This is a genomic window from Ningiella algicola (assembly GCF_028401415.2).
Taxonomy (GTDB): Bacteria; Pseudomonadota; Gammaproteobacteria; order Enterobacterales; family Alteromonadaceae; genus Glaciecola.
In genome coordinates this window covers 4,153,018-4,177,500 of record NZ_CP171821.2, presented here as the reverse complement: position 1 = coordinate 4,177,500, position 24,483 = coordinate 4,153,018, and the positions used below count along the sequence as shown (strand labels likewise).

General features: G+C 43.9%; 24 protein-coding genes (1 of these 24 only partly in view). 11 read left to right on the top strand and 13 right to left on the bottom strand.

Annotated elements, in window-relative coordinates:
• Window positions 1-538: the 5' portion of a CDP-diacylglycerol--serine O-phosphatidyltransferase gene (pssA, locus tag PN836_RS18200; protein ID WP_395341056.1), read on the bottom strand. Its footprint begins 263 nt before the window's first position; the window shows 538 of its 801 coding nt (coding positions 1-538); its start codon is at window positions 536-538; the stop codon falls past the left edge of the window.
• A 266-nt stretch (window positions 539-804) separates the two neighbouring features.
• On the opposite strand from pssA, the gene PN836_RS18195 reads away from it, so the two are divergent.
• Window positions 805-1,728, top strand: coding sequence for a hypothetical protein (locus tag PN836_RS18195; RefSeq protein ID WP_395341054.1), 924 nt, complete (start codon window positions 805-807; stop codon window positions 1,726-1,728).
• Window positions 1,729-1,825: 97 nt separating this feature from the next.
• A complete protein-coding gene (locus PN836_RS18190) occupies window positions 1,826-4,609 on the top strand; it encodes a tetratricopeptide repeat protein (RefSeq protein ID WP_395341053.1) in 2,784 nt (927 codons plus the stop codon).
• 21 nt (window positions 4,610-4,630) lie between these two features.
• Here PN836_RS18190 and clpB read toward each other — a convergent pair whose 3' ends face one another.
• The 3 genes from clpB to rluD form a co-directional block, all read right to left on the bottom strand.
• Complete coding sequence (clpB, locus tag PN836_RS18185; RefSeq protein ID WP_395341052.1) at window positions 4,631-7,216, bottom strand: ATP-dependent chaperone ClpB; 2,586 nt, start codon at window positions 7,214-7,216, stop codon at window positions 4,631-4,633.
• A gap of 89 nt (window positions 7,217-7,305) precedes the next feature.
• The gene (locus tag PN836_RS18180; RefSeq protein ID WP_395341049.1) at window positions 7,306-8,091 is read right to left on the bottom strand and encodes a polyphenol oxidase family protein; all 786 of its coding nucleotides are present in this window, start codon (window positions 8,089-8,091) and stop codon (window positions 7,306-7,308) included.
• A 2-nt stretch (window positions 8,092-8,093) separates the two neighbouring features.
• Window positions 8,094-9,074, bottom strand: coding sequence for a 23S rRNA pseudouridine(1911/1915/1917) synthase RluD (gene rluD / locus PN836_RS18175; RefSeq protein WP_395341046.1), 981 nt, complete (start codon window positions 9,072-9,074; stop codon window positions 8,094-8,096).
• A gap of 129 nt (window positions 9,075-9,203) precedes the next feature.
• Between rluD and PN836_RS18170 the strand changes: the two genes are divergently transcribed.
• Window positions 9,204-9,971 (top strand): outer membrane protein assembly factor BamD, encoded by a 768-nt coding sequence (locus PN836_RS18170; RefSeq protein WP_395341044.1) that lies wholly within the window; start codon window positions 9,204-9,206, stop codon window positions 9,969-9,971.
• Between the two features lie 23 nt (window positions 9,972-9,994).
• Here the strand turns inward: PN836_RS18170 and PN836_RS18165 are convergent, their stop codons facing one another.
• The 3 genes from PN836_RS18165 to PN836_RS18155 form a co-directional block, all read right to left on the bottom strand.
• Window positions 9,995-10,687, bottom strand: coding sequence for a ChrR family anti-sigma-E factor (locus PN836_RS18165; protein WP_395341042.1), 693 nt, complete (start codon window positions 10,685-10,687; stop codon window positions 9,995-9,997).
• Complete coding sequence (locus PN836_RS18160; protein ID WP_395341039.1) at window positions 10,680-11,294, bottom strand: sigma-70 family RNA polymerase sigma factor; 615 nt, start codon at window positions 11,292-11,294, stop codon at window positions 10,680-10,682. The genes PN836_RS18165 and PN836_RS18160 overlap by 8 nt, the downstream gene beginning before the upstream one ends.
• 174 nt (window positions 11,295-11,468) lie before the next feature.
• A complete protein-coding gene (locus tag PN836_RS18155; RefSeq protein ID WP_395341037.1) occupies window positions 11,469-12,035 on the bottom strand; it encodes an LON peptidase substrate-binding domain-containing protein in 567 nt (188 codons plus the stop codon).
• A gap of 146 nt (window positions 12,036-12,181) precedes the next feature.
• On the opposite strand from PN836_RS18155, the gene PN836_RS18150 reads away from it, so the two are divergent.
• The 5 genes from PN836_RS18150 to PN836_RS18130 are packed head-to-tail and all read left to right on the top strand — an operon-like array spanning window position 12,182 to window position 16,669.
• Window positions 12,182-12,604: a nuclear transport factor 2 family protein gene (locus PN836_RS18150; RefSeq protein ID WP_395341034.1), complete on the top strand. Its 423-nt coding sequence runs from the start codon at window positions 12,182-12,184 to the stop codon at window positions 12,602-12,604.
• Window positions 12,604-13,335, top strand: coding sequence for an SDR family NAD(P)-dependent oxidoreductase (locus tag PN836_RS18145; RefSeq protein WP_395341031.1), 732 nt, complete (start codon window positions 12,604-12,606; stop codon window positions 13,333-13,335). The genes PN836_RS18150 and PN836_RS18145 overlap by 1 nt, the downstream gene beginning before the upstream one ends.
• Complete coding sequence (locus tag PN836_RS18140) at window positions 13,332-14,606, top strand: NAD(P)/FAD-dependent oxidoreductase (RefSeq protein ID WP_395341028.1); 1,275 nt, start codon at window positions 13,332-13,334, stop codon at window positions 14,604-14,606. Before PN836_RS18145 ends, PN836_RS18140 begins: the two co-directional genes overlap by 4 nt.
• The gene (locus PN836_RS18135; RefSeq protein ID WP_395341025.1) at window positions 14,603-15,391 is read left to right on the top strand and encodes a DUF1365 domain-containing protein; all 789 of its coding nucleotides are present in this window, start codon (window positions 14,603-14,605) and stop codon (window positions 15,389-15,391) included. The genes PN836_RS18140 and PN836_RS18135 overlap by 4 nt, the downstream gene beginning before the upstream one ends.
• Window positions 15,392-15,409: 18 nt before the next feature.
• Window positions 15,410-16,669, top strand: a complete 1,260-nt coding sequence (locus PN836_RS18130; RefSeq protein ID WP_395341023.1) for a class I SAM-dependent methyltransferase — start codon at window positions 15,410-15,412, stop codon at window positions 16,667-16,669.
• Window positions 16,670-16,730: 61 nt separating this feature from the next.
• Here the strand turns inward: PN836_RS18130 and PN836_RS18125 are convergent, their stop codons facing one another.
• Both PN836_RS18125 and pomA read right to left on the bottom strand, forming a co-directional pair.
• A complete protein-coding gene (locus tag PN836_RS18125; protein ID WP_395341020.1) occupies window positions 16,731-17,660 on the bottom strand; it encodes a flagellar motor protein MotB in 930 nt (309 codons plus the stop codon).
• Window positions 17,660-18,424, bottom strand: a complete 765-nt coding sequence (pomA, locus tag PN836_RS18120; RefSeq protein WP_395341017.1) for a flagellar motor protein PomA — start codon at window positions 18,422-18,424, stop codon at window positions 17,660-17,662. Before pomA ends, PN836_RS18125 begins: the two co-directional genes overlap by 1 nt.
• A 191-nt stretch (window positions 18,425-18,615) precedes the next feature.
• Between pomA and PN836_RS18115 the strand changes: the two genes are divergently transcribed.
• The 3 genes from PN836_RS18115 (at window position 18,616) to dxs (ending at window position 21,801) form a co-directional block, all read left to right on the top strand.
• Window positions 18,616-18,846: an exodeoxyribonuclease VII small subunit gene (locus PN836_RS18115; RefSeq protein WP_395341014.1), complete on the top strand. Its 231-nt coding sequence runs from the start codon at window positions 18,616-18,618 to the stop codon at window positions 18,844-18,846.
• A 95-nt stretch (window positions 18,847-18,941) separates the two neighbouring features.
• Complete coding sequence (ispA, locus tag PN836_RS18110; RefSeq protein ID WP_395341012.1) at window positions 18,942-19,847, top strand: (2E,6E)-farnesyl diphosphate synthase; 906 nt, start codon at window positions 18,942-18,944, stop codon at window positions 19,845-19,847.
• 70 nt (window positions 19,848-19,917) lie between these two features.
• Window positions 19,918-21,801, top strand: a complete 1,884-nt coding sequence (gene dxs, locus PN836_RS18105) for a 1-deoxy-D-xylulose-5-phosphate synthase (protein WP_395341010.1) — start codon at window positions 19,918-19,920, stop codon at window positions 21,799-21,801.
• A gap of 187 nt (window positions 21,802-21,988) precedes the next feature.
• Here the strand turns inward: dxs and PN836_RS18100 are convergent, their stop codons facing one another.
• The 4 genes from PN836_RS18100 to ribE are packed head-to-tail and all read right to left on the bottom strand — an operon-like array spanning window position 21,989 to window position 24,416.
• Entirely contained in the window at window positions 21,989-22,489 is a 501-nt protein-coding gene (locus PN836_RS18100; protein ID WP_395341008.1) for a phosphatidylglycerophosphatase A, read from the bottom strand.
• A gap of 36 nt (window positions 22,490-22,525) precedes the next feature.
• Window positions 22,526-23,515, bottom strand: coding sequence for a thiamine-phosphate kinase (thiL, locus tag PN836_RS18095; RefSeq protein WP_395341006.1), 990 nt, complete (start codon window positions 23,513-23,515; stop codon window positions 22,526-22,528).
• A gap of 2 nt (window positions 23,516-23,517) precedes the next feature.
• On the bottom strand, window positions 23,518-23,940 hold the full coding sequence (gene nusB, locus PN836_RS18090; protein WP_395341004.1) for a transcription antitermination factor NusB: 423 nt from the start codon (window positions 23,938-23,940) through the stop codon (window positions 23,518-23,520).
• Window positions 23,940-24,416 carry a 6,7-dimethyl-8-ribityllumazine synthase gene (ribE, locus tag PN836_RS18085; protein ID WP_395341002.1) on the bottom strand — a complete coding sequence of 159 codons (477 nt, stop codon included), beginning with the start codon at window positions 24,414-24,416 and terminating at the stop codon, window positions 23,940-23,942. The genes nusB and ribE overlap by 1 nt, the downstream gene beginning before the upstream one ends.
• Window positions 24,417-24,483 lie beyond the last annotated feature (67 nt).

The window sequence follows — 24,483 nt, the reverse complement described above, 5'->3', positions numbered from 1 at the left end:
TAAAGTTGCTAACCATTAGCAAACCAGACAACCCAGTGATTATTGCAACCAACCAGCCAAAATCGTCGCCATTAATCTCATAGTCCATGCCACACCAAACCATCCCGGCAACGAGCGCTGCTGCAGCGGGAGACGCTAACCCTTGAAAAAAACGTTTATCGGATGTTTCAACTTGCGTGTTAAATCGAGCTAATCGTAAAGCTGCGCCAGCGACATATATAAACGCGGCTAACCAACCTATTTTACCGAGATCAGTTAATCCATAATTATAGGCAACCAAAGCAGGAGCGACACCGAAGGATACCATGTCGGCCATTGAATCATATTCTGCCCCAAACGCTGACTGAGTATTAGTAATTCTTGCGACTCTTCCGTCTAAGCCGTCAAAGATCATAGCAACAAATATTGCGATTGCAGCATTTTCGAAATTAGCATTCATCGACATTACGACAGCATAAAACCCAGAGAACAAGCCAGCTGTTGTCAATAAATTTGGCAATAAGTAAATGCCTCGTCGCTTTTGTTTATCGTCGGTCATGTTTCCCCCTTTTGGGTAGTATACCGTATTTATTAACAGCAAAATAATGTAATGCGCAACATTGCTGTCAAAATATTCCCCTCGATTGCTATAAATAAGCTGACTTAGGTGTTGCACATTGGTAACATCTGTCAATCTTTTTTACAGCAATGCATGATCCTAATATTTGAAAGATCTAACTTACTGAAAAATATGGAAAATAAATATTGGTTCGGTTTTTGCTAGCTGGCTTAAAATTAATAATAGATAAAGGAAGTTACTAAAAAATGACGCTCATTAGAAACATACTCGCGGTCGTATTAAGTGTTTCGACAGTAACCGCAGCGCATGCAGGAGTCCATATCGTTGATTTTGATTTTGACGCTAACGGTAACCATATCGCAGACGGACAAATCATTGATAACGAATACGCCGCTTGGGGTGTGAGCATATCTGGATGTAATTTGAATGGCGACGTAGACGGAGCTAATCAAGTTGAAGGCAGCGGATGTGAACAGTCAGGCAGTGATAATGTCTCAGGTCGTCAATCGGCATTTGATACTCATAATTGGGCATCTCGAGATAACGACCTAGAGTTTTACTGGGATAGCAGCCGCAACAATCATTTTACTCGCGAGGCTGACGCCCCCTATCAGCCACTAACAGAGTATCAAGACTATTACGCTGACCTAAACGCTGATTTTCCAAACAACGGCGACGGCTTAGCTTGGTACGAGTCATTAGAACACGTATGGAATCGTCCCGGCAACGCAATGATTATTCATGAAAACGACACTTGCTCAGGCACCGTGTGCACCGCTCCTGATGATGAAGGTGAACGTCCAGCTGGATTCTTTACGTTTGAATTTGCTGACCCAGTAAGCATTTTAAGTCTTGATTTTCTTGATATAGAGCACGTAGAAGCTGGCTGGTCTAATCCTACTGCTGCGACTCGCTTATATTTCCATTTGGCAGACAACAGCATTGTAGAAGCGGGTGTGCCTAATACAGGTAATGCTGGCTACGAACGAGTTAGTTACAGCAACATGTTTAATGTAACTAAACTTGTCGTTAACATGCCAGGGTCTGGCGCCATCAATAATTTGGTATTCGCGAAAACATCTCCAGTCGGGATGGTTAGCTCTCCAGCCACGATCGGATTGCTGATGCTGTTCTCTGTGGGCTTGCTAGCAGGGCGTAAGTTTCGATAAAAAGTAAAAATGCTCAAAAGGCCTCTTCGGAGGCCTTTTTTGTTTTCGACCTTCAACACGAATATACTATAGACGAATTGAATTAGAGGTAAATATATTGAAAGTCGTTTATTTGGTTTTAATGGTTGCTTTTTGTGGATATGGGTTTGCCCAAGCATCGAGTAATTATGAAAAAGCATTACTTGAATATAACGATGGTGACATTGAAGCATCGTATATTCACTTAAAGAATGCTTTGCAAGAGGATAATGATCATTTACCTTCTAAGATTTTAATGGGTAAAGTATTGTATTTACAAGGCTTTGCTCGAGCTGCAATTACAGAATTAGAGGAGGCTTTACAAGCCGGTGCAGATCCCAACCTTATCATCAGTACTCTGGCAAAGTCCTACCTGTACGTTGATGATACAAATGAAGTCTTCTCCATTGATGATGCATCCTTAAATGAAGCTAACGCGCTCGATTTACTTTTGGTAAAAGCAACCACTTCGATTGCTATAAATGATGAACGCAGTGCAGATAAATACTACGAGGAAGCATTATTGCGCTTTGGCGATAATAATAGAGTGCTGCAGTCAGTCTTTTATCATTATATTTTTACTGGTCAAGAACAAAAAGCATTAACTTTGATTGAGAAGCTTACTCAATTAGCACCAAATGATTACAAAACGGTTTATGCTCAGGGCGTTCTAGCAAATAGCTACAATGACCTTGGGCTTGCCATCGAGAAGTTTGAGCAGGCTAACTTTATGTCAGTATCAGACCCCCTAGTTCAGCGCTCACTTGCCAACGCTTATATCAAAGCAGGCAGGCACGACGATGCCCGAACGGTGGTCAAACAAATTGTCGAAAACACTCCCGACGACCCTTTTGCATTGGTTTTGCTCGCCAAACTAGACGAAAAGATAGACGGCAATCTGCCCACAGGTGTTCTTGACAAAATTAACCAACAGTTATCACTGCTACCAGACGAGATTAAAGCGGATTTGGCCGAGTTATCTTTTGTACAAGCATTAGCTACCTATCTCAATGGTCAGTACGAGCAAGCGGCACAGCAGTTCGAATCGTATTTGTCACAACGTAAAACAGATGTGAATGCGATAAGTCTTTTAGCCGATACTTACATCGCGATGGATCAAGAATTTCAAGCCCTAAATTTATTAGATAAAAACCGAACACTATTCAGAAACGATTTAAATCTTAATTTGAAGCTTTGCAATTTGTACATGCGCTCGCCAAGAGCCAGTAAATGCGATTTATTGTTGAAAGAAATTGATGATGAGTTTGGAAGAGATGAACCAAACATTCTTTTTGCACAAATTCGTTCACTTGAGGTTCGAAATGAAAATGAACAGGCACTTAGAATCTTCAACCGTAATTTTGGTAATCAAAGCGCTAAGCTCTTTGTACTGTTCCACGTAAACCTGTTGCAGCAGATTGGTGATTATGAAAAGGCATTGGAACGCTTAGCTACATTTCTGAGCGAAAACCCTGATGATATGGACGGTTTGCTTAAAAAGGCTGAAATTCTTATCGCTTCTGGTGAGCCGGTTTCGGCAGGCATTATTATAGACCAGATACTTGCTACCCAGCCTAAACTCGCTAACGCTCTGGAGCTAAAAGCTTTAAGCATGCTTAGTTTAAGGAAGTTTGAGGAAGCAGAAAAAATTGCAGAAGCGCTCTATTCCGCCAATAGAGATAGCGTTGCGTATGCTTTGCTTCTCTCCCAAGCATTTTTGGCACAAGCCAAGCCAGAGCCTGCAAAAGAAGTATTAGATAGGGCCGCTGGTTTGACAGTGGATAACCGGTTCGTTTCTGAGTTACTTGTGCAAACCTACAAGCAATTAGGAGACCTGGATGGAGCGATAAAGGAGCTAAACGCACTTTTAAGAAATCATTTCCTCGCTCCTGTTTACTTGGAAGAGCAAGCGCGCCTTCTGATCCAAACGGGAAAAGTTGATAAAGCCATCTCGCAGCTAAATATATTGTATGGTCTTTGGAGCAAACAACCTGAAAAGCTAGTCAGACTATCAAGGTTGCAAGTGGAAGCTTCAGACTTTGACGGCGCGATGAAAACACTTGTCGAGCTAGAAAAGCAGCAAGAGTATACATTTCTCGCTAAGCTTGAACAGCTTAAATTGCTGATGAGAAAACAGGATTTTGAAAGCGCCGAATCGTTGGCGACGAACCTTAGGCGTGATTGGGGAAGAAATCCAATTGTTCAGCTATTGTCCGGTGAATTGGCAAGAAAAAACAATGATTATGAAACCGCACATCGGTTTTACCTCGAAGCCTACAAGCTCGATGATACTTATTTACTCGCCCTAACCAAGCTATACCAGCTTGCTATTGAAAACGATGTTGAAACAGAGCAGTTCATTACCCTTGCAAAATTACATCTTGAAAAATATCCAAATAACATCGTAACCCGGAATCTTGTTGGCGATATTGCGATGCTAATGCAAGACTACGCATCAGCGAGAGAACAATATGAGTTTATCGCTAAAATCGAAAGCTATCCAAACCGTGCTGCGGTGCTCAACAATCTAGCATTAATTGCATTTAAAAGTGATTCAAATTTGGCGCTAGCAAAGCAGCTTGTCTCCGAGGCATCTGACTTAGGCGGTGATCAAGCAAACATTTTGGATACGATGGGATATCTTGAAATACAGGCGAATGAACCTGCTTCTGCGCTTAAGCTTCTCAGGCAGGCATATTCCTTAGATTCAAATAATCCACAAATTCAATATCACCTAGCTTTAGCGCTAAAAATGCTAGAACGCCATACTGAAGCCAAGAACTTGCTTACCGAAGCTGTGCAATCTAAAGATAGATTTTTAGACCGAGACAAAGCACAAAAAGCGCTTGATGACCTAATGTAGATTTAAGCTAAAAGCAGTTCATCAGTTAATGATGACCTGCCCATTTTCCGCGTCAATTCGTATCCCATGGTCTCCAGAAAACTCCCCTGCAAGTAACTTTTCTGCCAATGGATTTTCGATATTAGTCTGAATAGCTCGCTTTAACGGTCTGGCGCCATAAACAGGGTCGAAACCTGCCTCAGCGATTTTATCTAAGGCAGCGCCACTTATCTCAAACTTCATACCCATTTCGTGTACGCGTTGTCGTAACCCTGCTAACTGTATTTTTGCAATGGCTTTTATCTGTGCTTTATCTAACGAATGAAAGACGACAATATCATCCACACGGTTAATAAATTCTGGTCGGAAATGGCTGCCAACCACCTCCATGACGCTGCTTTTCATTTGAGCATAACTGGCCTCATTCTGTTCATCTGTTCCTACTTGCGCTTGGATTCGATCAGAGCCCAAGTTCGATGTCATGATTATCAGCGTATTTTTAAAGTCGACGGTTCGCCCTTGTCCATCTGTCAGTCGACCATCGTCAAGCACCTGTAACAAAATATTAAATACATCGGGGTGTGCTTTTTCCACTTCATCCAACAAAATAACGGAATACGGTTTACGACGAACTGCCTCAGTTAAATAGCCACCCTCTTCATACCCAACATAGCCGGGAGGCGCGCCAACTAGACGTGCAACCGAGTGTTTTTCCATAAACTCAGACATATCAATTCGAATAAGTGCTTGCTCAGAATCAAACATAAAACTGGCCAACGCTTTACTTAACTCGGTTTTACCCACCCCCGTTGGCCCCAGAAATAAAAATGAGCCCGTAGGTTTATTTGGGTCAGCAAGTCCAGAACGAGAGCGTCTGATTGCGTTAGATACCGCATTTACTGCTTCGCGCTGACCTACCACTCGGTTGCCAATGACTTCCTCCATTGCAAGTAATTTTGCCTTTTCACTTTCGAGCATCTTACTCACTGGAATGCCAGTCCATCGAGACAACACATCCGCAATTTCTATATCTGTCACTTTGTTTTTCAGTAGTGAATTTTCAGACGTGTCTGACTCATTAGCGGCTTCAAGGCGCTGCTCTAATTCAGGAATCTTACCGTATTGCAATTCAGACATTCGACTCAAGTCCGATGCTCTCCTAGCAATGTCTAAATCCAGTTTTGCCTGCTCTAATTCAGCTTTGATGCCTTGCGCGCCCTGCATTGCATCTTTTTCTTTATTCCAAACTGTCTCTAGCTCTGCAAATTTGAATTCAAGCTGTTCACGCTCCAGTTCAATACTTTCTAATCGTTTTAAACTTCCAGAATCTGTTTCTTTGGCGAGCGCTTGCTCCTCAAGTTTAAGTTGAATAATTCGGCGCTCGAGCTTATCCATCTCTTCTGGCTTTGAATCGATTTGCATGCGAATACTCGATGCAGCCTCGTCGATTAAATCAATCGCCTTATCGGGTAGTTGTCTATCGCTGATGTAGCGGTGAGATAGGCTAGCAGCGGCAACAATAGCCGGATCGGTTATATCAACTGAATGATGCAGTTCATACCGCTCTTTTAAGCCCCTGAGAATGGCTATTGTATCCTCGACACTAGGCTGATCGACTTGAACCTTTTGAAACCGTCTTTCCAAGGCTGCATCTTTTTCAATGTACTGTCGGTACTCATCTAGCGTGGTTGCGCCAACACAATGAAGCTCTCCTCGAGCCAAGGCTGGTTTAAGCATATTACCCGCGTCCATTGCCCCTTCACCTTTACCTGCGCCAACCATCGTATGTAACTCATCAATGAAGAGAATAACCCGCCCCTCTTCTTTACTAAGTTCATTGAGGACCGCTTTTAATCGTTCCTCAAATTCGCCTCGGTACTTCGCCCCTGCCAGTAAGGCACCCATGTCAAGCGAAAGAACTCGTTTATTCTTGAGCCCCTCTGGTACCTCCGAATTAATAATGCGCTGCGCTAAACCTTCAACAATTGCTGTTTTGCCCACACCAGGCTCCCCAATCAGCACGGGATTGTTTTTGGTGCGTCTTTGAAGCACCTGAACGGTTCGTCGTATTTCGTCATCCCGACCAATCACGGGATCGAGTTTTCCTTGCTCTGCTCTTTCAGTGAGATCTAAGGTGTACTTTTCGAGTGCTTGACGCACATCTTCGGCATTTTGGTCCGTGACCTTTTGACCGCCACGAATTTTCTCTATGGCGTCTTCAACCTGTTTTTGATTAAGTCCGAGCTGTTTGAGTAAATTGCCAAGTGAGCCGCTATCTTGAACGGCTGCCAGCACAAATATTTCAGATGTAATGTAGTCATCTTTTCGCTGCTGAGATATTTTATCGCTCATGTTTAGCAGTTTGACTGTCTCACGACCTAGCTGAACATCGCCCCCGAAACCTTGAATTTTTGGCAGCTTGTCAATGGCTTCAGCTAAGGTAGAGCGCAGGCTATTGACGTTCAGGTTTGTCTGATCAAAAAGTGGGCGAACACTTCCCCCTTCCTGATTAAGCAGCGCAGATAAAAGGTGGACAGGCTCTATGTATTGATTATCCCTGCCCAAAGCAAGAGACTGGGCGTCGGATATAGCAAGCTGAAATTTGCTTGTGAATTTGTCTAAACGCATTTGTATTCTCCTAAAGCGTATATGCAATGGATATGGGTATACAGGGGGTCATTTCAAGCCATTTATTTAATTGGTTTAATTTGGCACGCTTAATAAGCTAAAACGACCGTTGCCATGCGTCCACAATCGGCCTGTTTCATATGATGGGCTTGCCGAAACGAGAACAAAATATCATTACAATACGTGCATTGCTGAGATACTTGTATGTCTTTAATACCTTCTTGGCGCATCTGCTGTGATGCAATATCCGCTAGGTCCACATGATACTTTTGCGTTTGTTGATTACGAGCAACGCTCTGAGTATAGGGAGAAAGCTGATCCACGACATCCCCTCCCGTTTCGAAGTGTTTTGCGCAAATATGAGGACCAATCCATACCCTTGGATTGTTTAGGGGGCGGTCAAAAGATGCAAGCGTCTTTGCAATAATATTGTCAGCAAGTCCTCGCCAGCCTGCATGAATCGCCGCATACCGAAACTCGCTTTGGTGCTGGTTTGGGGAATGCCCATCGACAATCACTATGGGCAAGCAATCTGCTGTCATGATAAGCAAGGGGTTGCCTACTCGATGGCTTATGACCGCGTCATAGCTTTGCGTATCTATATCTGAGCTTTTATCAAAATCTGCAACGCGTGAAGAATGGCACTGAGTTAAATAAACGGGCCGATGAATATGGGTGGCTGTGCCGTGCTTTGTTTGATTTAAGATAAATGCATGCAAGCGTTTGCGATTTTCTTCCACATTTGCAACCGTGTCATTTACGTGCTTCGCAAGGTTCATAGATTCATACGGTGCACTACTTAACCCGCCTTGCCGAGTACTTGTAAAACACTCTACATTAGGTGCAAGCTTGCGTTCGGGTCGAATCACATTCATGACTACGAATCAAACCCATTAAGCTGACCATCCTCATCAAGCGCGTGCAGTAATTGACAGAAATCTTCAGGAAGAGGTGCTTGCCATGTCATTTTTTCATTGCTTCTTGGATGAATGAGCGTCAATTGAATAGCGTGTAGCGCCTGGCGATTGAAATTACGCAGAACCTGGATAAAGGCATCGTCTGCTCGCTTGGGCAGTCGAGTTCTTCCACCGTACTGAATATCACCCACCAAAGGATGGCGAATATGCGTCATATGCACACGAATTTGATGGGTTCGACCAGACTCAAGCTTCAACCGTAAATAAGTGTGTGCCCTAAACTTCTTCTTAATTCGATAGTGAGTGACTGCATTTTTCCCACTTTCTTTTACTGCCATGAGCGTTCGTTTGGTAGGGTGGCGATCGATACTAGCATCAACGCTTCCGCCGGCTATCAGATTACCTAATACGATTGCTTCATATTCACGGCCCATCTCTCGCGACTGTAGTTGATCAACCAGATGAGTTTGCGCGGACATAGTTTTCGCAACCACCATTAAACCAGTCGTGTCTTTATCTAAGCGATGCACTATACCTGCTCGCGGCACATTATCAATATCTGGTACATGAGCAAGAAGCGCATTTAAGAGTGTACCAGATTGATTTCCTGCGCCTGGATGGACAACCAGACCGGCTGGTTTGTTTATCACCAAAATGTCATCATCCTCAAAGACAATATCCAAAGCAATCGGCTCTGCTTTATCGTGAACCTGCACCTTTTGCTCAGCAAAAATGGCAATATGTTCCCCACCTTTCAACTTTTGTCTCGGGGTGTCTATCACTTTTTTATCAACACACACGTTGCCAGCAAGTATCCACTCCTTCAATTTAGAGCGAGAATATTCGGGGAACAATTGCGCAATGCATTGGTCTAGTCTTGTGTTAAATGCTTCGGGCGGAACTTCAGCATTAAGTGAAATTGAGTTGACTTGCTCAGGCATAAATTACATCATCGGTTGGCTTCGCATCAGTATAACAAGCAACGAGCACAAAAGCAGAGTATATAAGTGTTTGCCAGCGCGTATTTGTAGTAAAATATCCCCAACTTGTAGTGTGAGATAAATAAAATAATGAAGGAAATTAGATATTGGGCTCTTGCCATGGTCGCAATTGCAGCATTTGGATTAGGCGGCTGTAGTAGCTCAGAAGAGGATCAGCGAGAACTGGTCGCGAATCAGGGAGCGACTGCCCTTTATGAGGATGCTAAGCGAAATATGGAAGTGGGCAACTTTACTGCAGCCGCTTCCATACTGAGTGCCATTGACTCACGATTTCCTTTTGGTCCTTTGTCACATCAGGTGCAATTGGATCTTATATATAGTTACTATAAATCAGGCAACACCGAGCAAACCTTAGCAACCGTTGATCGCTTTGTCAGGTTAAATCCAAATCATACGGATGTTGACTACGCTCTGTATATGCGAGGTGTCACCAACATGGAGCAGGATGCGAACCTGTTTCAAAGCCTACTTCGGGTAGACCGTTCTGACCGTGATCCGTCCAAGTCCAAAGAAGCATTTGAAGACTTCAGAAGGCTGCTAGAAAAATACCCTGAGTCTAAATACGCGACTGATGCCAAACAGCGCATGCTGGCAATCAAAAACCGTTTAGCAAAATACGAAATTGAAGTTGCTCGCTTTTATATGAGGCGAGAAGCCTATGTAGCAGCTGCAAATCGCGGGCGATATGTGCTAGAGCACTATCCAGATACACCTCAAATTCAAAATGCTCTGGAAATAATGGTATCTAGTTATGACCAACTTGGGCTGGAAGAATTAAAAGAGAATGCGATGAAGACCTTGGTTTTAAACTTTCCGCAAAGCGAATTTATCGACTAAACGAAAACCCAAGTGTTCAAAGGCTATTTAGTGGACACCTTGAAATAAAGATGACTGAGTGGGTTGATAATTTTTGCCCACCCTGAGGTAAAATGCAGTGGCTCATCTATCACACTAAATACCAAACACCCATCGTCATTCTCTGTAAACGGTGCGTGTTTATTGCTTTCATTAAGGCTTATGAAATCGCCTGTATCATATTCGTTAATGCCATCGCTAAAATGACCATCCAACACCAAGGTGTGCTCATGACCAATGTGCGTATGCTCTGGAACACTGCCCCCTTTTTCCATGTATATGAAATTAGCAATATTTTTTCCGCCTATGGCAACCGGTGCTTGCCATAAATGCCCAACAATCTGAGTCCAGTTGCCAGCGTGAGCACACAATCTTTGCAGGCTATTAGGAATTGAAAATTCCATACCGTTTAGTTCTAAGGTGGCAAGCAGTTCAGGGGGAGAGGATGAGGTCAACGTACTAGATGGGCGACTCGTAATCGCATCAAACATGTTACCCAACTCATTATCGATAGTGGTTGGAGTAATTGTTTCGACATCGAATACATTTTCAGCAGCTGAATCAATCATGCTGTCAACTTTTGATTGACAGCAGACGCACAAGTCGCAATGCGCGGATATTATTAATGATTCATTTGGCGCAATCAGCCCTTCAGCAAAACTAATCAGCGTCTGATTAGTTGGGTGAAATCTAATCATGTTCTTTAAGCATTTCCTTCAATCGCTGAAGAGCAAGTCGTGTTCTGGATTTTACAGTTCCTAACGGAATTGCCAGCTCATCTGCAACCTCTTGCTGAGATTTCCCATCGATATAGATAGCCTCAACAACCGCTTGTTGCTTAACCGGAAGATTCTCAAAATACTGACCAACCTCTTCCAAGGTAATTTGCTCGTCTAAAGGTGCTTCGTTTAAATCGGCTGTTTGCTCGCACAAAATTGGCCAAAGATCATCAGAACACACATCTTCCTTGCGATTCTGCAATTTGCGAAGCATATCAAATCGAATATTACGTGCGATCGTAAAGATCCAAGTAGATGGACTACCTTTATCGGAGTTGAAAAGATGGGCTTTCTGCCAAACGTTTGACATGGTGTCCTGCACAAGCTCCATTGCTAGTGCTTCGTTACCCATTTGTTTAAGCGCGTACGAACGCAGTCTGGGTGCAAAGTATCCGAACACTTTTGAAAACGATACTTTGCATCGGTCAGCGGCCACCGTGTTCAAGTATGCGGACATTTCAGCAGCACAATCTTTTGGTTTTATTGAATCGTGTTTCTTGTCTTCCAACGAAATTCCGATAAGCATCTAATTCACCCTGTCATACTTGTAATATAGTAGAGATTGAGTATAGCGAAAGTTTTTGATCCAATAAGTGAAATATTTGTAATGAAGAAATTTGAAGTCTTAGCTGGATTTCAGGGTAAACGTCGACTAAGCAATACAGCTACTAAGTGAAGGAGCTGGGAAAGCGATCGCCCCTTAGTCAATGAGCTGCGACAGATATTCTACTATGCGATTACAATCACGCTGCGCCATGAAATGTTGTTTTTGCTCTGCGCCCACCGGTAACAACTCGAGCCAACGGTTAACTACCCAGACAGAATCATCGAATTTAGCATTGTCATATAATTTACTTACTTCAGGATATCGCTCGAACACTTCGATCAATCGCTCCGTCATTGGCGCTAATTCCTCAGGGTCTGACTCACAGTGCCAGTCTGGGCAGGTTGTGCACTGCCCTATCCTAAGCTCGTCGTATTGCGTTTCAATATTGTTTATCGATACGCAATATTGCCCTTCAATTGTTACACCAAGCAATCCGTCTTCTAAGATGTCGAAATCAATCACTTTGCAAAATGTACCCAACGGAAAAATGTGTGTGTTATTCGTTTTGTCACCACTGCTGTTAATCATGCACACCACGAAACCCGTGTCGGCTTCGCACACTTCTTTGACCATTCGTGTATAGCGCGGCTCAAAAATCCTTAGCGCCATCCGTCCCTCGGGTAGAATATGTGAAGACAGGGGAAACAGCGGGAATTGCATAACTTTTGACCTAATTTGACATATCTGATTTTTGTACTATTTAGAAGTTCGATTAGATCCATAGCTATATGAATTAAAAAAAGTTAATTTGCTGATCTTGACTATAATCAGTCAAGTAAATTCTAAAAATCATTAAATTTAATAATATGCAGCTGATTGACGAATTCTCCAGATTTTACACTGACTTGCAAAGTATGCAGGTTGGCCACCTTCAAAATATTTATGCTAAAGATGTCGAGTTTATAGATCCGATCGCTTCTCACAACGGACTTGAAGCGGTGAAACACTATTTCTCAAAACTGCTCAATAACGCCAAATTTTGTGAATTTGAAATCCACAGCAAAGAGGCAACAGGACCCAGCGGCTATGTAGTTGTGTGGACAATGCGATTCACTTCTCAACGCATCAATAAGGGCAAGCCGGTTGCGGTGGATGGCCTCACTGTGTTGCGAATCACGGATGAAAAAATATCCTATCACCGCGATTATTATGACCTTGGTCAAATGGTATATGAGCACGTGCCGCTACTAGGTCGATTTATAAAAGCAATTAAAGGAAAGCTAAGTTAATGAAACGTATTCTTATTACAGGAGCCACATCTGGAATCGGTGAAGCCTTAGCTATACATGCAGCCAGTCATTCATACCGTGTTATTGCATGCGGACGAAACGAACAAAAACTGTCTGAGCTTGCAGAGAATCCAAATATCACTACCTGCAAATTCGACGCTAGCGACCTTGATGCTACTCAGGCTGCACTTAGCGACATTGATTTTGACATTGCAGTCATCAATGCGGGGACTTGTGAATATGTCGACATAAAAAACATCGAAGCTGATATGTTCCGAAGAGTGTTTGAGATAAACGTGTTTGGTGCGGTCAATGTCGCATCAACTCTCATTGGCAGGGCAAAGCGCGGTGACAAAATTGTCTTTGTCGATAGCTTAGCTAGATTGTTACCCTTTACTCGCAGCCAAGCCTATGGCGGGAGTAAAGCAGCTTTAAACTATATCGCAAAAAGCTTTGAGGTTGACCTTGCTTCCAAAGGAATTGATGTTCAAAGCGTTTCGCCGGGATTTGTCAAAACCCCTCTTACTGACAAAAACGATTTTGCTATGCCCATGGCGATTTCGTCGAAACGAGCCGCACAATATATGCTTGACGGCATCTTGAGTAATCGTTCGAGCGTTTACTTTCCTCGGCGTTTTAGTTTATTTATCCGTTTCCTTAACCTGATGCCTGAATTTGTTCAGCGCAAGATTTGTATCGGCATGCGCAGCAAAGCGAAGCGAAGTCAATGAGCAAACGCATCGCTATAATCGGCAGCGGAATATCAGGTTTAACCAGCGCTTATTTACTGAATAAACACCATGACATTACCCTATTTGAAGCCAATGACTATATCGGCGGTCATACTGCGACTAAGGCAGTTAGTATAGACAATCAATCATATAAGATTGACACGGGATTCATCGTCTACAACGACTGGACCTATCCTAACTTCATTAAATTGATGAAGGCCATCAATGTTCAGACTCAAGCGACCGAAATGAGCTTTAGTGTGCACAATGAAAGCAACGGACTTGAGTACAATGGCAACAATTTAAATAGCTTATTCGCACAACGCCGTAATCTACTATCTCCGCGCTTCTGGAGACTGGTGCTGGATATTCTGAAATTCAACAAAGTGTGCAAACAAGCGATAGAGGATAAAGCGGATACGCAAAACATCACATTGATTGAGTTTATTCGCCAGCACGAGCTTAGCCAGCACTTTATCGATAATTATATTCTGCCAATGTGCGCGGCAATTTGGTCAACAAGTCTAGAAGCATCCGCAAACTTTCCCTTAAGTTTCTTTTTGAAATTCTTCAATAATCATGGCTTGCTCAATGTAAGTAATAGGCCTCAGTGGTACACCCTAGTGGGTGGTTCTTCAAGTTATATTGCGCCATTAACGGAATCGTTCAAGGACAGAATACATCTGAATTGCCCAGTATCAAATATTTATAAAACAGATCACGGGTTTGGTGTTGTTAGCGCCCAAGGTGATGAGCACTTTGATGAGCTGATATTGAGCTGCCACAGCGACCAAGCTCTCAAGTTACTTGATTTAGAAAGCTTCGAAAATGCTGAGGAACTGCATGATGTCTTAGGCGCGATACCGTATTCTATGAATGAGGTAGTTTTGCATACTGACACTTCCATCTTACCTGAACGCAAGCTAGCGTGGGCAAGTTGGAATTACCGGATTAAAGGCACTGAAGGAGAGTCTTTGGCGCCTGCTGCGGTGTCTTATAACATGAATATATTGCAGCGACTAAACGCTGAAACGACATTTTGCGTGACGTTAAACGATACCGCTAAGATTGATAGGGATAAGATACTTGGTACCTATTATTATGCTCATCCCCAGTTCAGTCCTCAAATGGTAGAAGCGCAAGGGCGTCGCAAGGAAGTATGTGGCGTGGATGGAATGCATTTTTGTGGGGCATATTGGTACAACGGCTTTCATGAAGATGGCGTGCGCAGTGCACTGGATGTTTGTCAGCGTTTTGGTGTCACTTTATGAATGAGCCTAGTCTGAAAGGGGCGTTGGAAAGCGCAATTTATAAAGGAAAAGTGTATCACCGGCGCAGTGTGCCCAAAGTGCACGCCTTTGAATACCAAATCTTCTTATACTGGCTGAAACTGGCTGAGCTTGAAAGACTGTCCCAAGAGATTACTAGCTTCAGTGTATTTGACAGCGACAAGTGGTCAAGCGTCAGATTTAGACGCAGCGATTATCTTGGCGATCCAAACATACCTTTGCAAGACGCCGTTCTCGCCAAAATGAATGCATTAAACAGCGCAGGCGCCAATGACAAATGCAATATAAACGAGCTACCAAGCCGTTTAGAAGGCGATGTATTTCTACTGGGCCAAGTTCGCACCTTTGGTTTGTACTTTAGCCCTGTCAATTTCTATTACTTGAGAAACGCACATAAACAATTTACGCACATGCTGGCGGAAGTATCCAATACACCTTGGAATGAAAGGCATTGCTATTTGGTCGATTTGAGCAAGCAGAAAGATTGTGAAAAGGCTTTTCATGTTTCACCATTTAATCCAATAGACATGACCTACCGTTGGCAGATTCAACAACCCAGCGACAGTCTTCGCCTGCATCTGTCGTGCTTAAAGCAGACAAAACATTTTGAGGCCTCCATTGATATGCAAAAGCTTACTTTGGACTCTCGACAGCTAAAGAAAATGCTAAGGAGTATACCCAGCATGACGCTTAAAACCGTCGGCGGGATTTACTGGCAAGCATTGAAGCTATTTTTTAAACGCGTTCCGATATATACGCATCCATGAAGTTGAGGAAAACAAACAATGTCACATGGTGAACAAAGCCTTCAGTCGAACTTCTCAATATCAATGTGGGAAAAGATTTGTCGCTCACTTTTTATTGGCGCACTCAAGCAGCTGCCTCAAGGGCATTTAACAATACAAGAAAACGGTCATACGGTTGCCCAATTAGGTGACAGCAGCTCTGATTTGAAGGCAATTGTCAATATTCTTGACTATGCTGCTTATCCTAAGCTGTTGTTGGGCGGAAGCATTGCGTCAGGCGAAACGTTTACCGACAAGCTTTGGGATACGCCTGATTTGACAAGCGTGATTCGAATCTTCGCAAGAAATTTATCAACCTTGGACAATTGGGAAAATCGCTTTAAGTGGCTCACCATGCCTCTGAACAAAATTAAACACATAGCAAACAACAATTCACAGACTCAAGCGAAGAAGAACATTGGGGCACATTATGACTTAGGAAATCGTCTATATACTAAGTTTTTGGACGATTCGATGATGTATTCCGCTGCAATCTACCCTGATCCCAATACCGAGCTCGCGGATGCACAGCATATCAAGTTGAAAACCATTTGCGATAAGTTACAGTTAAGCGAAAGCGACCATCTTTTAGAAATTGGCACCGGTTGGGGCGGATTGGCAGTATTCGCTGCCAAGCATTACGGCTGCAAGGTGACCACAACAACCATTTCTGAAGAACAATATTCTTGGGCACAGGAATGGGTTGCAAAAGAAGACTTGAGCGACAAAATAACCCTATTGAAAAAAGACTACCGCTTGCTAGAAGGGCAATTTGATAAGCTGGTGTCGATTGAAATGATTGAGGCAGTGGGTAAAAAGTACTTAGCCAACTTTTTTAGTAAGTGTTCATCGTTGTTAAAGCCTACCGGTTTAATGCTATTGCAATCAATTACCATAGACGACCGCAGATATGACAGCTATTCCGATAGCGTAGATTTTATCCAAAAACATATTTTTCCCGGTGGGTTTTTGCCCTCTCAATTTGCTATTAATAAACATGTAAAAAAATTCACAGATATGAGTATTCGAGACGTGCACGACATTGGGCTAGACTACGCGCAAACCTTAAAACACTGGTTTGAAGCCTTCATGAGTCAAAAGACATCCTTGAATGAAGACGGCTACGACGAACGCTTTATGCGAATGTGGCAATATTATCTGAACTACTGTGAAGGCGGCTTTCTAGAACGCGTTATCAGTACTGAACAATTGGTTTTGTCTAAACCCGAACACAAAACATGGCTAAATCGAGGCTGGTAACAGCGCTTTTTAAATAGAAAAAACGCAGCATGAGCTGCGTTTTTTGATGCATATTTTAGCCTTATTCGCTTCTTTGCATGATTGAAATAGGATCAGTATATTTGGGATCACCTTGACTAATTCGGATTTCAACACGACGATTTCGCGCTTTTGCTTCATCGCTGTCGCCTTCATCAGCAAGCTCGGTCGCCGCTTTGCCAATCACTTGCATGCGAGACTCATCGAAATTTTGCGCCATTCTAAGCTCTTCAGCCACCGCTACCGCGCGCTGTGCACTTAAGTCCCAATTGGAGCGATATAATTCATTCGAAATTTGTATTTTATCGCTATGCCCCGATATTTCGATTTGACCTGGCATATCGTTTACCAATACACCTAGCTGGCGTATCACCGGAACAAACTGTGGCTGCAAAAATGCTGAACCGGCTGAGAACGATCCGTTTTCTCTAATGCGGATCACTATCTGTTGACCAAGGTTCTCAACATCTACTGCGCCATCTTTAATCTCTTTTTGCAGGAGCTCCTGAACTTTCTTCAGCTGTTTTTCAATCTGATCTTTATTTGCAGCCGCTGCAGCCGCAGTTGCGGCTTCGTTAGCAGTGTTTGGAGATTGACCACCGCGCTGATCACCGCGCTGCTTTTGTCGACCACCGGCTGACTCATCCTCGCCCTCTTGAAAGTTAAGCATTGGCTTGGTGATCTCTTGCGTCACCTGCTGCACCGTTTCAATTGGAGTGGGCTCTGGCTTACCAGGTCTAAACTCTAAAGCAACCACACTGGTTCCCTTTGGAATGTCTTTGAGCTCAATTTTATTCTGAACGCCAAATGCAAACTTCATCGACCCTGCAATTTGCTTGAACTTTTTTACATCCATTTCAGAAAATGAAAGCAAAAGTACAAAAAAGCACATTAAAAGCGACATTAAGTCAGCGAAGGTGCCCATCCACGCCGGCAATCCTTCGGGGGGGCACTTGGGGCATTCGTCTTCCACTACGCTGGCTCCTCAGTCGTCGATCGCTTACCTTCTGCCAAATAGCCTTTCAACACACCTTCAATCACTCGCGGGTTTTGTCCATCGGCAATGCCCAAAATACCATCTAAAATTAAACACTGATTCAGCTTCTCTTCATCCGCTCTGATACCTAGTTTAAAAGCAATCGGCAAACAAACGATGTTTGCTAGCATTGCACCGTATAGAGTGGTCAATAGTGCAACTGCCATTGCAGGTCCAATGGCTTTCGGATCATCCATGTTCGAGAGCATGGCTACCAAGCCGATTAGCGTGCCTATCATACCCATTGCTGGCGCAACATCACCTAAGGATTTGAAGATAACTTTACCCGCCTCGTGTCGGTCTGAGGTATTTGTAATATCTTTGGCCATGGTCGCACGTACAACCTCAACATCATGACCATCAACGAGCATGTCGACGCCCTTTTGCATAAAGCTGTTGTCAATTTCTGCTTCTTCAAGGGCTAAAAAGCCGCCTTTGCGAGCAGCATCAGCCATATCGACGACTTTCTCAATAAGTTCTTCAGGAGATTGAATTTTAAAGGTAAAAGCTTTTGCAGCAATTTTACCGGCACCTAAAAATTGAGCCAAGGGGTACTGCATGACCACTACGAAAATAGAGCCACCAAATACAATCAGCACTGATGGAACGTTGAAAAATATGTTTAGGTCACCGCCTATAACCATCGCCATGATGACAAAACCAAGCGCGCCAATAAGGCCGATTAGTGTTGCTAAATCCACGTTGACTCCTATACCCAAATACAAAGGTTGACTAAAGATTTTCTATGCTCAGGTTAACGGCATAAGCGGCATATCCTTTATGGGAATTATTGGGATGTTTTTATTCACACATGACCTAGGCCTGATAATGATTGTATTTCAAGGCTATCTTCGGTAATGTTCCGAGCAAATAATCAGATAAAAAGAACGTCATGAGCGCAGAAGATTTAAGCTTTGAACAGGCAATGGAAGAGCTAGAAACATTGGTGACTAAGATGGAGCAAGGCGACATCTCCTTAGAGAGCTCTTTGAAGAGTTTTGAACGTGGTATTGCATTGGCAAGACACAGTCAAAGCTTACTCAACCAAGCTCAACAAAAAGTGAAAATACTGACCCAGAGCGAAGACGGTCATTCACTGCAAGATTTTCAAGAACCTCAATAAGGTAAGCTTGTACCCGAAAACATGAGTAAGTAAGCTATCAACACACGTTCCTGGTTTTATTTTGACTGACTTGCAGCTTGAATTAGATTCCTTATATGCAAACATCATTGCACGACTTACAAACAGCTACCAAGATTCGCATTGAACATGCATTTCAACGCTACATTAGCGATCGCGGCGATTCTGATTTAAGCAGCACCGCGCTTTTTAAAGCGGTTGAGTATTCGCTTTTCAATGGTGGAAAACGCGTTAGACCACTGTTGATTAGCCTTGTCTGCGAAATGCTGGGGGCACAAGAACAAGATGCTGATACAATATCGCTTGCCATTGAGTGTATACACGCTTACTCCCTCGTACATGATGATTTACCCGCAATGGATGATGACACGCTCAGACGTGGAAAGCCCACCTGTCATATCAAATTTGATGAAGCTACCGCGATATTAGCGGGGGACGCCTTGCAAACCCTTGCATTTGAAATACTCAGCGATGCGAAACTTTCAGAATTTGCGAATGCTAGACGCATTATGCTGGTGAAAGAGCTTGCCTTGGCAAGTGGCCTGAGGGGAATGTGTCAAGGCCAATCGCTTGATTTGCAGTCAACTAAAAAAGACATTAGCTTTGAGTCCCTAAAGACCCTTCATACGCTTAAAACAGGCGCACTGCTCAGAGCTTCCGTGCGCTTGGCTGTATTAGTCTGCCCAAATTCAAATAAAGACGAATTAGCAACTCTTAGCACTTTTGCAGACAATATCGGGCTGGCATTTCAAATACAAGATGACATTTTAGATGTGGTTTCGGATACAGAAACCTTAGGAAAACCGCAAGGTTCTGACCAAGACATGGAAAAAAACACTTTTGTGAGTAAATTAGGACTGGCAGGCGCGCGCAAAGAATTAGCCCATCACCATCATCTAGCGCTACAAGCATTAGACAGATTACCGTACAATACCGACGGACTTCGCGAATTCACAGATTACATGGTGACGCGAACTTTTTAAGGTTAAACCTCATACTAATGAGACGGCCTGTAATACTCACATAAACGTAGCATAAAGAAGACCTTAAAGCATGACGCTAGACCTTTCGAAGTATCCTCATTTAGCACTCGCAAACACACCAGAAGAGTTGCGTAAGCAGCCGCGTCAAAATTTACGTTTGCTGGCAGATGAACTGCGCCAATTTTTGCTCAACTGCGTCAGTCAAAGCAGCGGTCACTTTGCGTCTGGGCTTGGCACAGTGGAGCTCACCACCGCTTTGCACTACGTTTATAACACGCCATTTGACCGCATTGTTTGGGATGTGGGCCATCAAGCTTACCCGCATAAAATATTGACAGGACGGCGCGAGCGAATGACCACCATCCGCCAAAAAGACGGGTTGCACCCCTTCCCATGGCCACCGGAAAGTCAGTATGACACCTTTGCCGTGGGTCACTCTTCCACCTCGATTTCGGCGGCCTTAGGCATGGCAATTGCGGCAGAAAAAGAAGGCGCTAACCGAAAGGTTGTTGCGGTCATCGGTGATGGCGCAATGACAGCAGGCTTGGCGTTTGAGGCGCTAAATCATGCGGGCGATATTGCAAAAGACTTAGTGATTGTCCTGAACGATAATGAGATGTCTATTTCAGAAAACGTGGGTGCACTGAACAGTCATTTAGCACGACTATTAACGGGTGAGTTTTTTAACTCAATTCGCGATGGCGGGAAAAAGATATTAAGCAATTTACCCCCGATAAAAGAGTTTGCCAGTAAGGCGGAAGAGCACATTAAAGGAATGGTGGTGCCAGGCACCATATTTGAGGAGTTAGGATTCAGATATATCGGCCCAATTGATGGCCATGACGTAGATGCCATGGTAGACACGCTTGCAAACATGCGCAAGATATCCGGTCCCCAGATTTTGCACGTTGTGACCAAGAAGGGTAAAGGCTATGAACAAGCCGAACAAGATCCTATTAAGTGGCATGCAGTACCTAAATTTGACCACACCACCGAAAAATTTCCAGACAGTAAACCGGGCAAACCAAGCTTTTCAGCGATCTTCGGCCAGTGGCTATGTGATATGGCCGAGCGCGACAGAGACCTGGTCGCCATCACACCGGCGATGCGAGAAGGGTCTGGCATGGTTAAGTTTTCTCAGCGTTTCCCTGAGCAGTATATTGACGTTGCCATCGCCGAACAGCACTCAGTAACCCTAGCCGCAGGGCTGGCAAGAGAAAACAAGCATGCCATAGTGGCCATTTATTCAACGTTTCTGCAACGTGCATATGATCAGCTTATTCATGATGTGGCTATCCAAAACTTACCGGTATTGTTTGCTATTGATAGAGCAGGTATTGTCGGCGCTGATGGCCCAACTCATCAAGGCGCATTTGATATAAGCTACCTACGCTGTATTCCAAATATGATTGTTATGACGCCCGCAGACGAGGCTGAATGCAGAAATATGCTATACACAGGCCACCTAGCCCAATCTCCAGCTGCCGTAAGGTATCCTCGTGGCGCTGGCATTGGCGTGGAGCCAGAGGATGAGATGTCATTAATACCTTTAGGTAAATCACGGCGAACGAGAGATATTCAAAGTGAAAATAAAGCGCATCGTCGTGTGGCTATTTTGAATTTCGGTGCACTTTACGGTGAAGCCCTTCTCGCCGCCGAGCAATTAGACGCAAGTTTAATTGACATGCGGTTTGTAAAGCCTATAGATGAAGACGCTATAGTTGATGCAGCTAACACTCATGACATTATTGTTACACTTGAAGATGGCGCTATTGCGGGCGGAGCCGGTAGCGCCGTCATGGAAGTTCTTCATCGAAACAAAGTAATGTGCTTAGTTCATTGTTTAGGGCTACCAGACGAGTTTGTAATGCAGGGCACTCAAGCACAAATGTATGAAACATTAGGTATTGATGCAAAAGGCATTGTTGCCAGTGTTCAGGCGCAATTGAATTAAACGCTAAGTAACCTGAATCCTGTTTAAGGAATGGTGCAAGCGCTTGTTTCACATACTTAAATTAATTTTTACACTCAGTGCTGCTAGAATTGTGAAGGACAAGGCGCAAAAGTCACGTAATAGTTATTCTATTGCTGGCTTTTGCAACGCAGTAATTCGCAATTCTAGCGGTACTGAGCGCCGTTTCTCAAACAGAATTCAGGTTAAGTAGTTCACTATACATCAGTGCATGCATGCAAGCGCATGCAATAAGGCCTGCAACGATGTCATCGAGCATAATACCCAAGCCACCATGCACTTTCTTATCAAATAACCTTATTGGCCATGGTTTTAAAATATCGAAAAAGCGAAATAATAAAAAGCCAATCAATAAGTTGACAGTTGTGATGGGGATGGCAATAAACACCACCATCATGCCCACAATTTCGTCCCAAACAATAGAACCGTGGTCATGCAGCTTGAGCGAATCAGAGGTTTTTTGACAAAATCGAATGCCCACAACTGCGGATATCACGGTTACCATCAAAAAGTAGCTGAGCGGAAGATATGCCATCAGTATTAAGATAGGCAACGCGGCGAGCGAGCCAAAGGTACCAGGCATAATAGGCACTAGACCCGATCCAAAACCAAGGCCAAAAAAGTGGTCCGGATTCAGCAGTGAGACTCGCTTACGTAGCTCTTTATCCATAAGGTAAGGTTTGTCCGTGTCGTGTGATTTGCGGTTTTAAAAGTGCTGATATCCGACCTTATCAAATGATGAAGGCGAAAACGGCTGCTCATTGAGACGCAAATCAAGCTTACTCGCCGCGCCAGTAATTTGTCCGATACAGGTAATAGGCAAATTGTAACTAGCCATCGCTGTCTCCATGCTCACTCGATGCTCTTCAGATACGGTAAAGAGCAGTTCGTAATCGTCTCCGCCTGTACAGGCAAATGCAAGCGCTTGTTCAAGCTCAACGATACTGCTGCCTAGCGCCTGAGAGATAGGCAGGCGATCTAAATGCACGATTGCACCCACACCATGACCATTTTCACTAGAGCCGTCAAGGACATGCTGCAAGTCTTGCAATAGTCCGTCAGAAACATCTATGCAGGCGCTTGCCAGTCGACGTAATGTGGTGCCAACCAGCACGCGAGGAGTCGGGCAAAAGTATCGCTGCGAAAGTTCTTGTGCTTTCGACTGTTCGGCAATTTGAATTTTGTTTTGCAGATAGGCCAACCCTGCCGCAGCATCGCCCACCGTGCCAGTAAGAAATAACCAATCTCCTGGTTTCGCGCCGGTTCTAGTAATAATACTTTCGGGCGGAACGAATCCTTGAGCTGTTATCGTAACCGCTAGCGGCCCTTTTACCATGTCACCACCAATCAACTGCATTGAGTAATAATCACACAGTTGCGCGACCTTTTCTGAAAATGCGCTTAACCACGCATCATTAGCATTCGGCATACAGACAGAGAGACTTATCCATGAGGGCTCTGCACCCATTGCCGCTAAATCGCTTAAATTGGCTGCGATGGCTTTATGCGCAATAGCGTCAGGTAGGGTGTCAGGTAGAAAATGTACACCAGATAATAATGTGTCTGTTGTTGTCGCTAAATACTGTCCTTGAGGCACCTGCGTGATGGCGGCATCGTCACCAATGCCGATGATCACATCCTTACGAGAGGAATTTGCTTGCTTGAAGTAGCGCTCGATAATTGAAAATTCGTCCAAACCTAAGCTCGTTCGTCTTTTCGTAAGGTTTTCACTGCTTTGTCCAAGGCACCATTAATAAATTTGTGGCTCTCTTCTGCACCAAATGTTTTTGCAAGCTCTATCGCTTCATTTATCACCACCTTAAACGGCGTGTCGATTCGATGAACAAGCTCGAAGGTAGCTAAGCGCATAATGGATTTTTCAATCGGATCTAGCTCTTCAGGCAGTCTTCCTAAATAAGCTTTATACGCCTTGTCAATTGCATCAGGGTCTTTCGCAATCCCTTGTAAAATATCCTGAAAATATGCTACGTCTACTTTGGCCATATCGTTAGTTGTAGCAATATGCAGCTCAACTTGCTTCATATCGTTTCCACTCATCAGGTAGCTGTACAAGGCCTGAAGCGCGAGCTCACGCGCCTTTTTTCGATGCGATGCCTTCACTAGAGACTTCCGTCTATTTCGCTAAGTACGTTAACCATCTCTAGTGCAGTTGATGCAGCCTCCGCCCCTTTATTGCCGGCTTTAGTGCCAGAACGCTCAATCGCTTGCTCAATACTGTCCGTAGTGATCACGCCAAAGGCAACCGGGATGCTAGAATCAAGTGAAACTTGAGCAAGCCCTTTATTACATTCACCTGCAACAAAATCGAAGTGGGGGGTGCCGCCGCGAATGACTGCGCCTAATGCAATGATTGCATCAAACTTTCCAGATTCCGCTACTTTTTTAGCCGCCAGCGGCATTTCATATGCACCGGGGACACGCACGACGGTAATGTCGTCAGGGTTTACTTCTCCGTGCCGCTCTAGTGTGTCAAGGGCACCTTCGAGAAGGCTCTCAACAACAAAGCTGTTGAAACGAGCAACTACCACTGCAAATTTTTTGCCCGTAGCGCGTACATTACCTTCAATTACCTTCATGCAATAAGCTCCTGTAAAAATCGGCGCGAAGTATAGCATAGAACTCTGGGCCTTTGCGCATTTTTGA

What these genes read in the sequence shown, in the direction of transcription:
- PN836_RS18195 (WP_395341054.1), top strand. Translation starts at nt 805, where the DNA reads ATGACGCTCATTAGAAACATACTCGCGGTCGTATTAAGTGTTTCGACA.
- clpB (WP_395341052.1), bottom strand. Translation starts at nt 7,216, where the DNA reads ATGCGTTTAGACAAATTCACAAGCAAATTTCAGCTTGCTATATCCGAC.
- PN836_RS18180 (WP_395341049.1), bottom strand. Translation starts at nt 8,091, where the DNA reads ATGAATGTGATTCGACCCGAACGCAAGCTTGCACCTAATGTAGAGTGT.
- rluD (WP_395341046.1), bottom strand. Translation starts at nt 9,074, where the DNA reads ATGCCTGAGCAAGTCAACTCAATTTCACTTAATGCTGAAGTTCCGCCC.
- PN836_RS18170 (WP_395341044.1), top strand. Translation starts at nt 9,204, where the DNA reads ATGAAGGAAATTAGATATTGGGCTCTTGCCATGGTCGCAATTGCAGCA.
- PN836_RS18165 (WP_395341042.1), bottom strand. Translation starts at nt 10,687, where the DNA reads ATGATTAGATTTCACCCAACTAATCAGACGCTGATTAGTTTTGCTGAA.
- PN836_RS18160 (WP_395341039.1), bottom strand. Translation starts at nt 11,294, where the DNA reads ATGCTTATCGGAATTTCGTTGGAAGACAAGAAACACGATTCAATAAAA.
- PN836_RS18155 (WP_395341037.1), bottom strand. Translation starts at nt 12,035, where the DNA reads ATGCAATTCCCGCTGTTTCCCCTGTCTTCACATATTCTACCCGAGGGA.
- PN836_RS18150 (WP_395341034.1), top strand. Translation starts at nt 12,182, where the DNA reads ATGCAGCTGATTGACGAATTCTCCAGATTTTACACTGACTTGCAAAGT.
- PN836_RS18145 (WP_395341031.1), top strand. Translation starts at nt 12,604, where the DNA reads ATGAAACGTATTCTTATTACAGGAGCCACATCTGGAATCGGTGAAGCC.
- PN836_RS18140 (WP_395341028.1), top strand. Translation starts at nt 13,332, where the DNA reads ATGAGCAAACGCATCGCTATAATCGGCAGCGGAATATCAGGTTTAACC.
- PN836_RS18135 (WP_395341025.1), top strand. Translation starts at nt 14,603, where the DNA reads ATGAATGAGCCTAGTCTGAAAGGGGCGTTGGAAAGCGCAATTTATAAA.
- PN836_RS18130 (WP_395341023.1), top strand. Translation starts at nt 15,410, where the DNA reads ATGTCACATGGTGAACAAAGCCTTCAGTCGAACTTCTCAATATCAATG.
- PN836_RS18115 (WP_395341014.1), top strand. Translation starts at nt 18,616, where the DNA reads ATGAGCGCAGAAGATTTAAGCTTTGAACAGGCAATGGAAGAGCTAGAA.
- ispA (WP_395341012.1), top strand. Translation starts at nt 18,942, where the DNA reads ATGCAAACATCATTGCACGACTTACAAACAGCTACCAAGATTCGCATT.
- dxs (WP_395341010.1), top strand. Translation starts at nt 19,918, where the DNA reads ATGACGCTAGACCTTTCGAAGTATCCTCATTTAGCACTCGCAAACACA.
- PN836_RS18100 (WP_395341008.1), bottom strand. Translation starts at nt 22,489, where the DNA reads ATGGATAAAGAGCTACGTAAGCGAGTCTCACTGCTGAATCCGGACCAC.
- ribE (WP_395341002.1), bottom strand. Translation starts at nt 24,416, where the DNA reads ATGAAGGTAATTGAAGGTAATGTACGCGCTACGGGCAAAAAATTTGCA.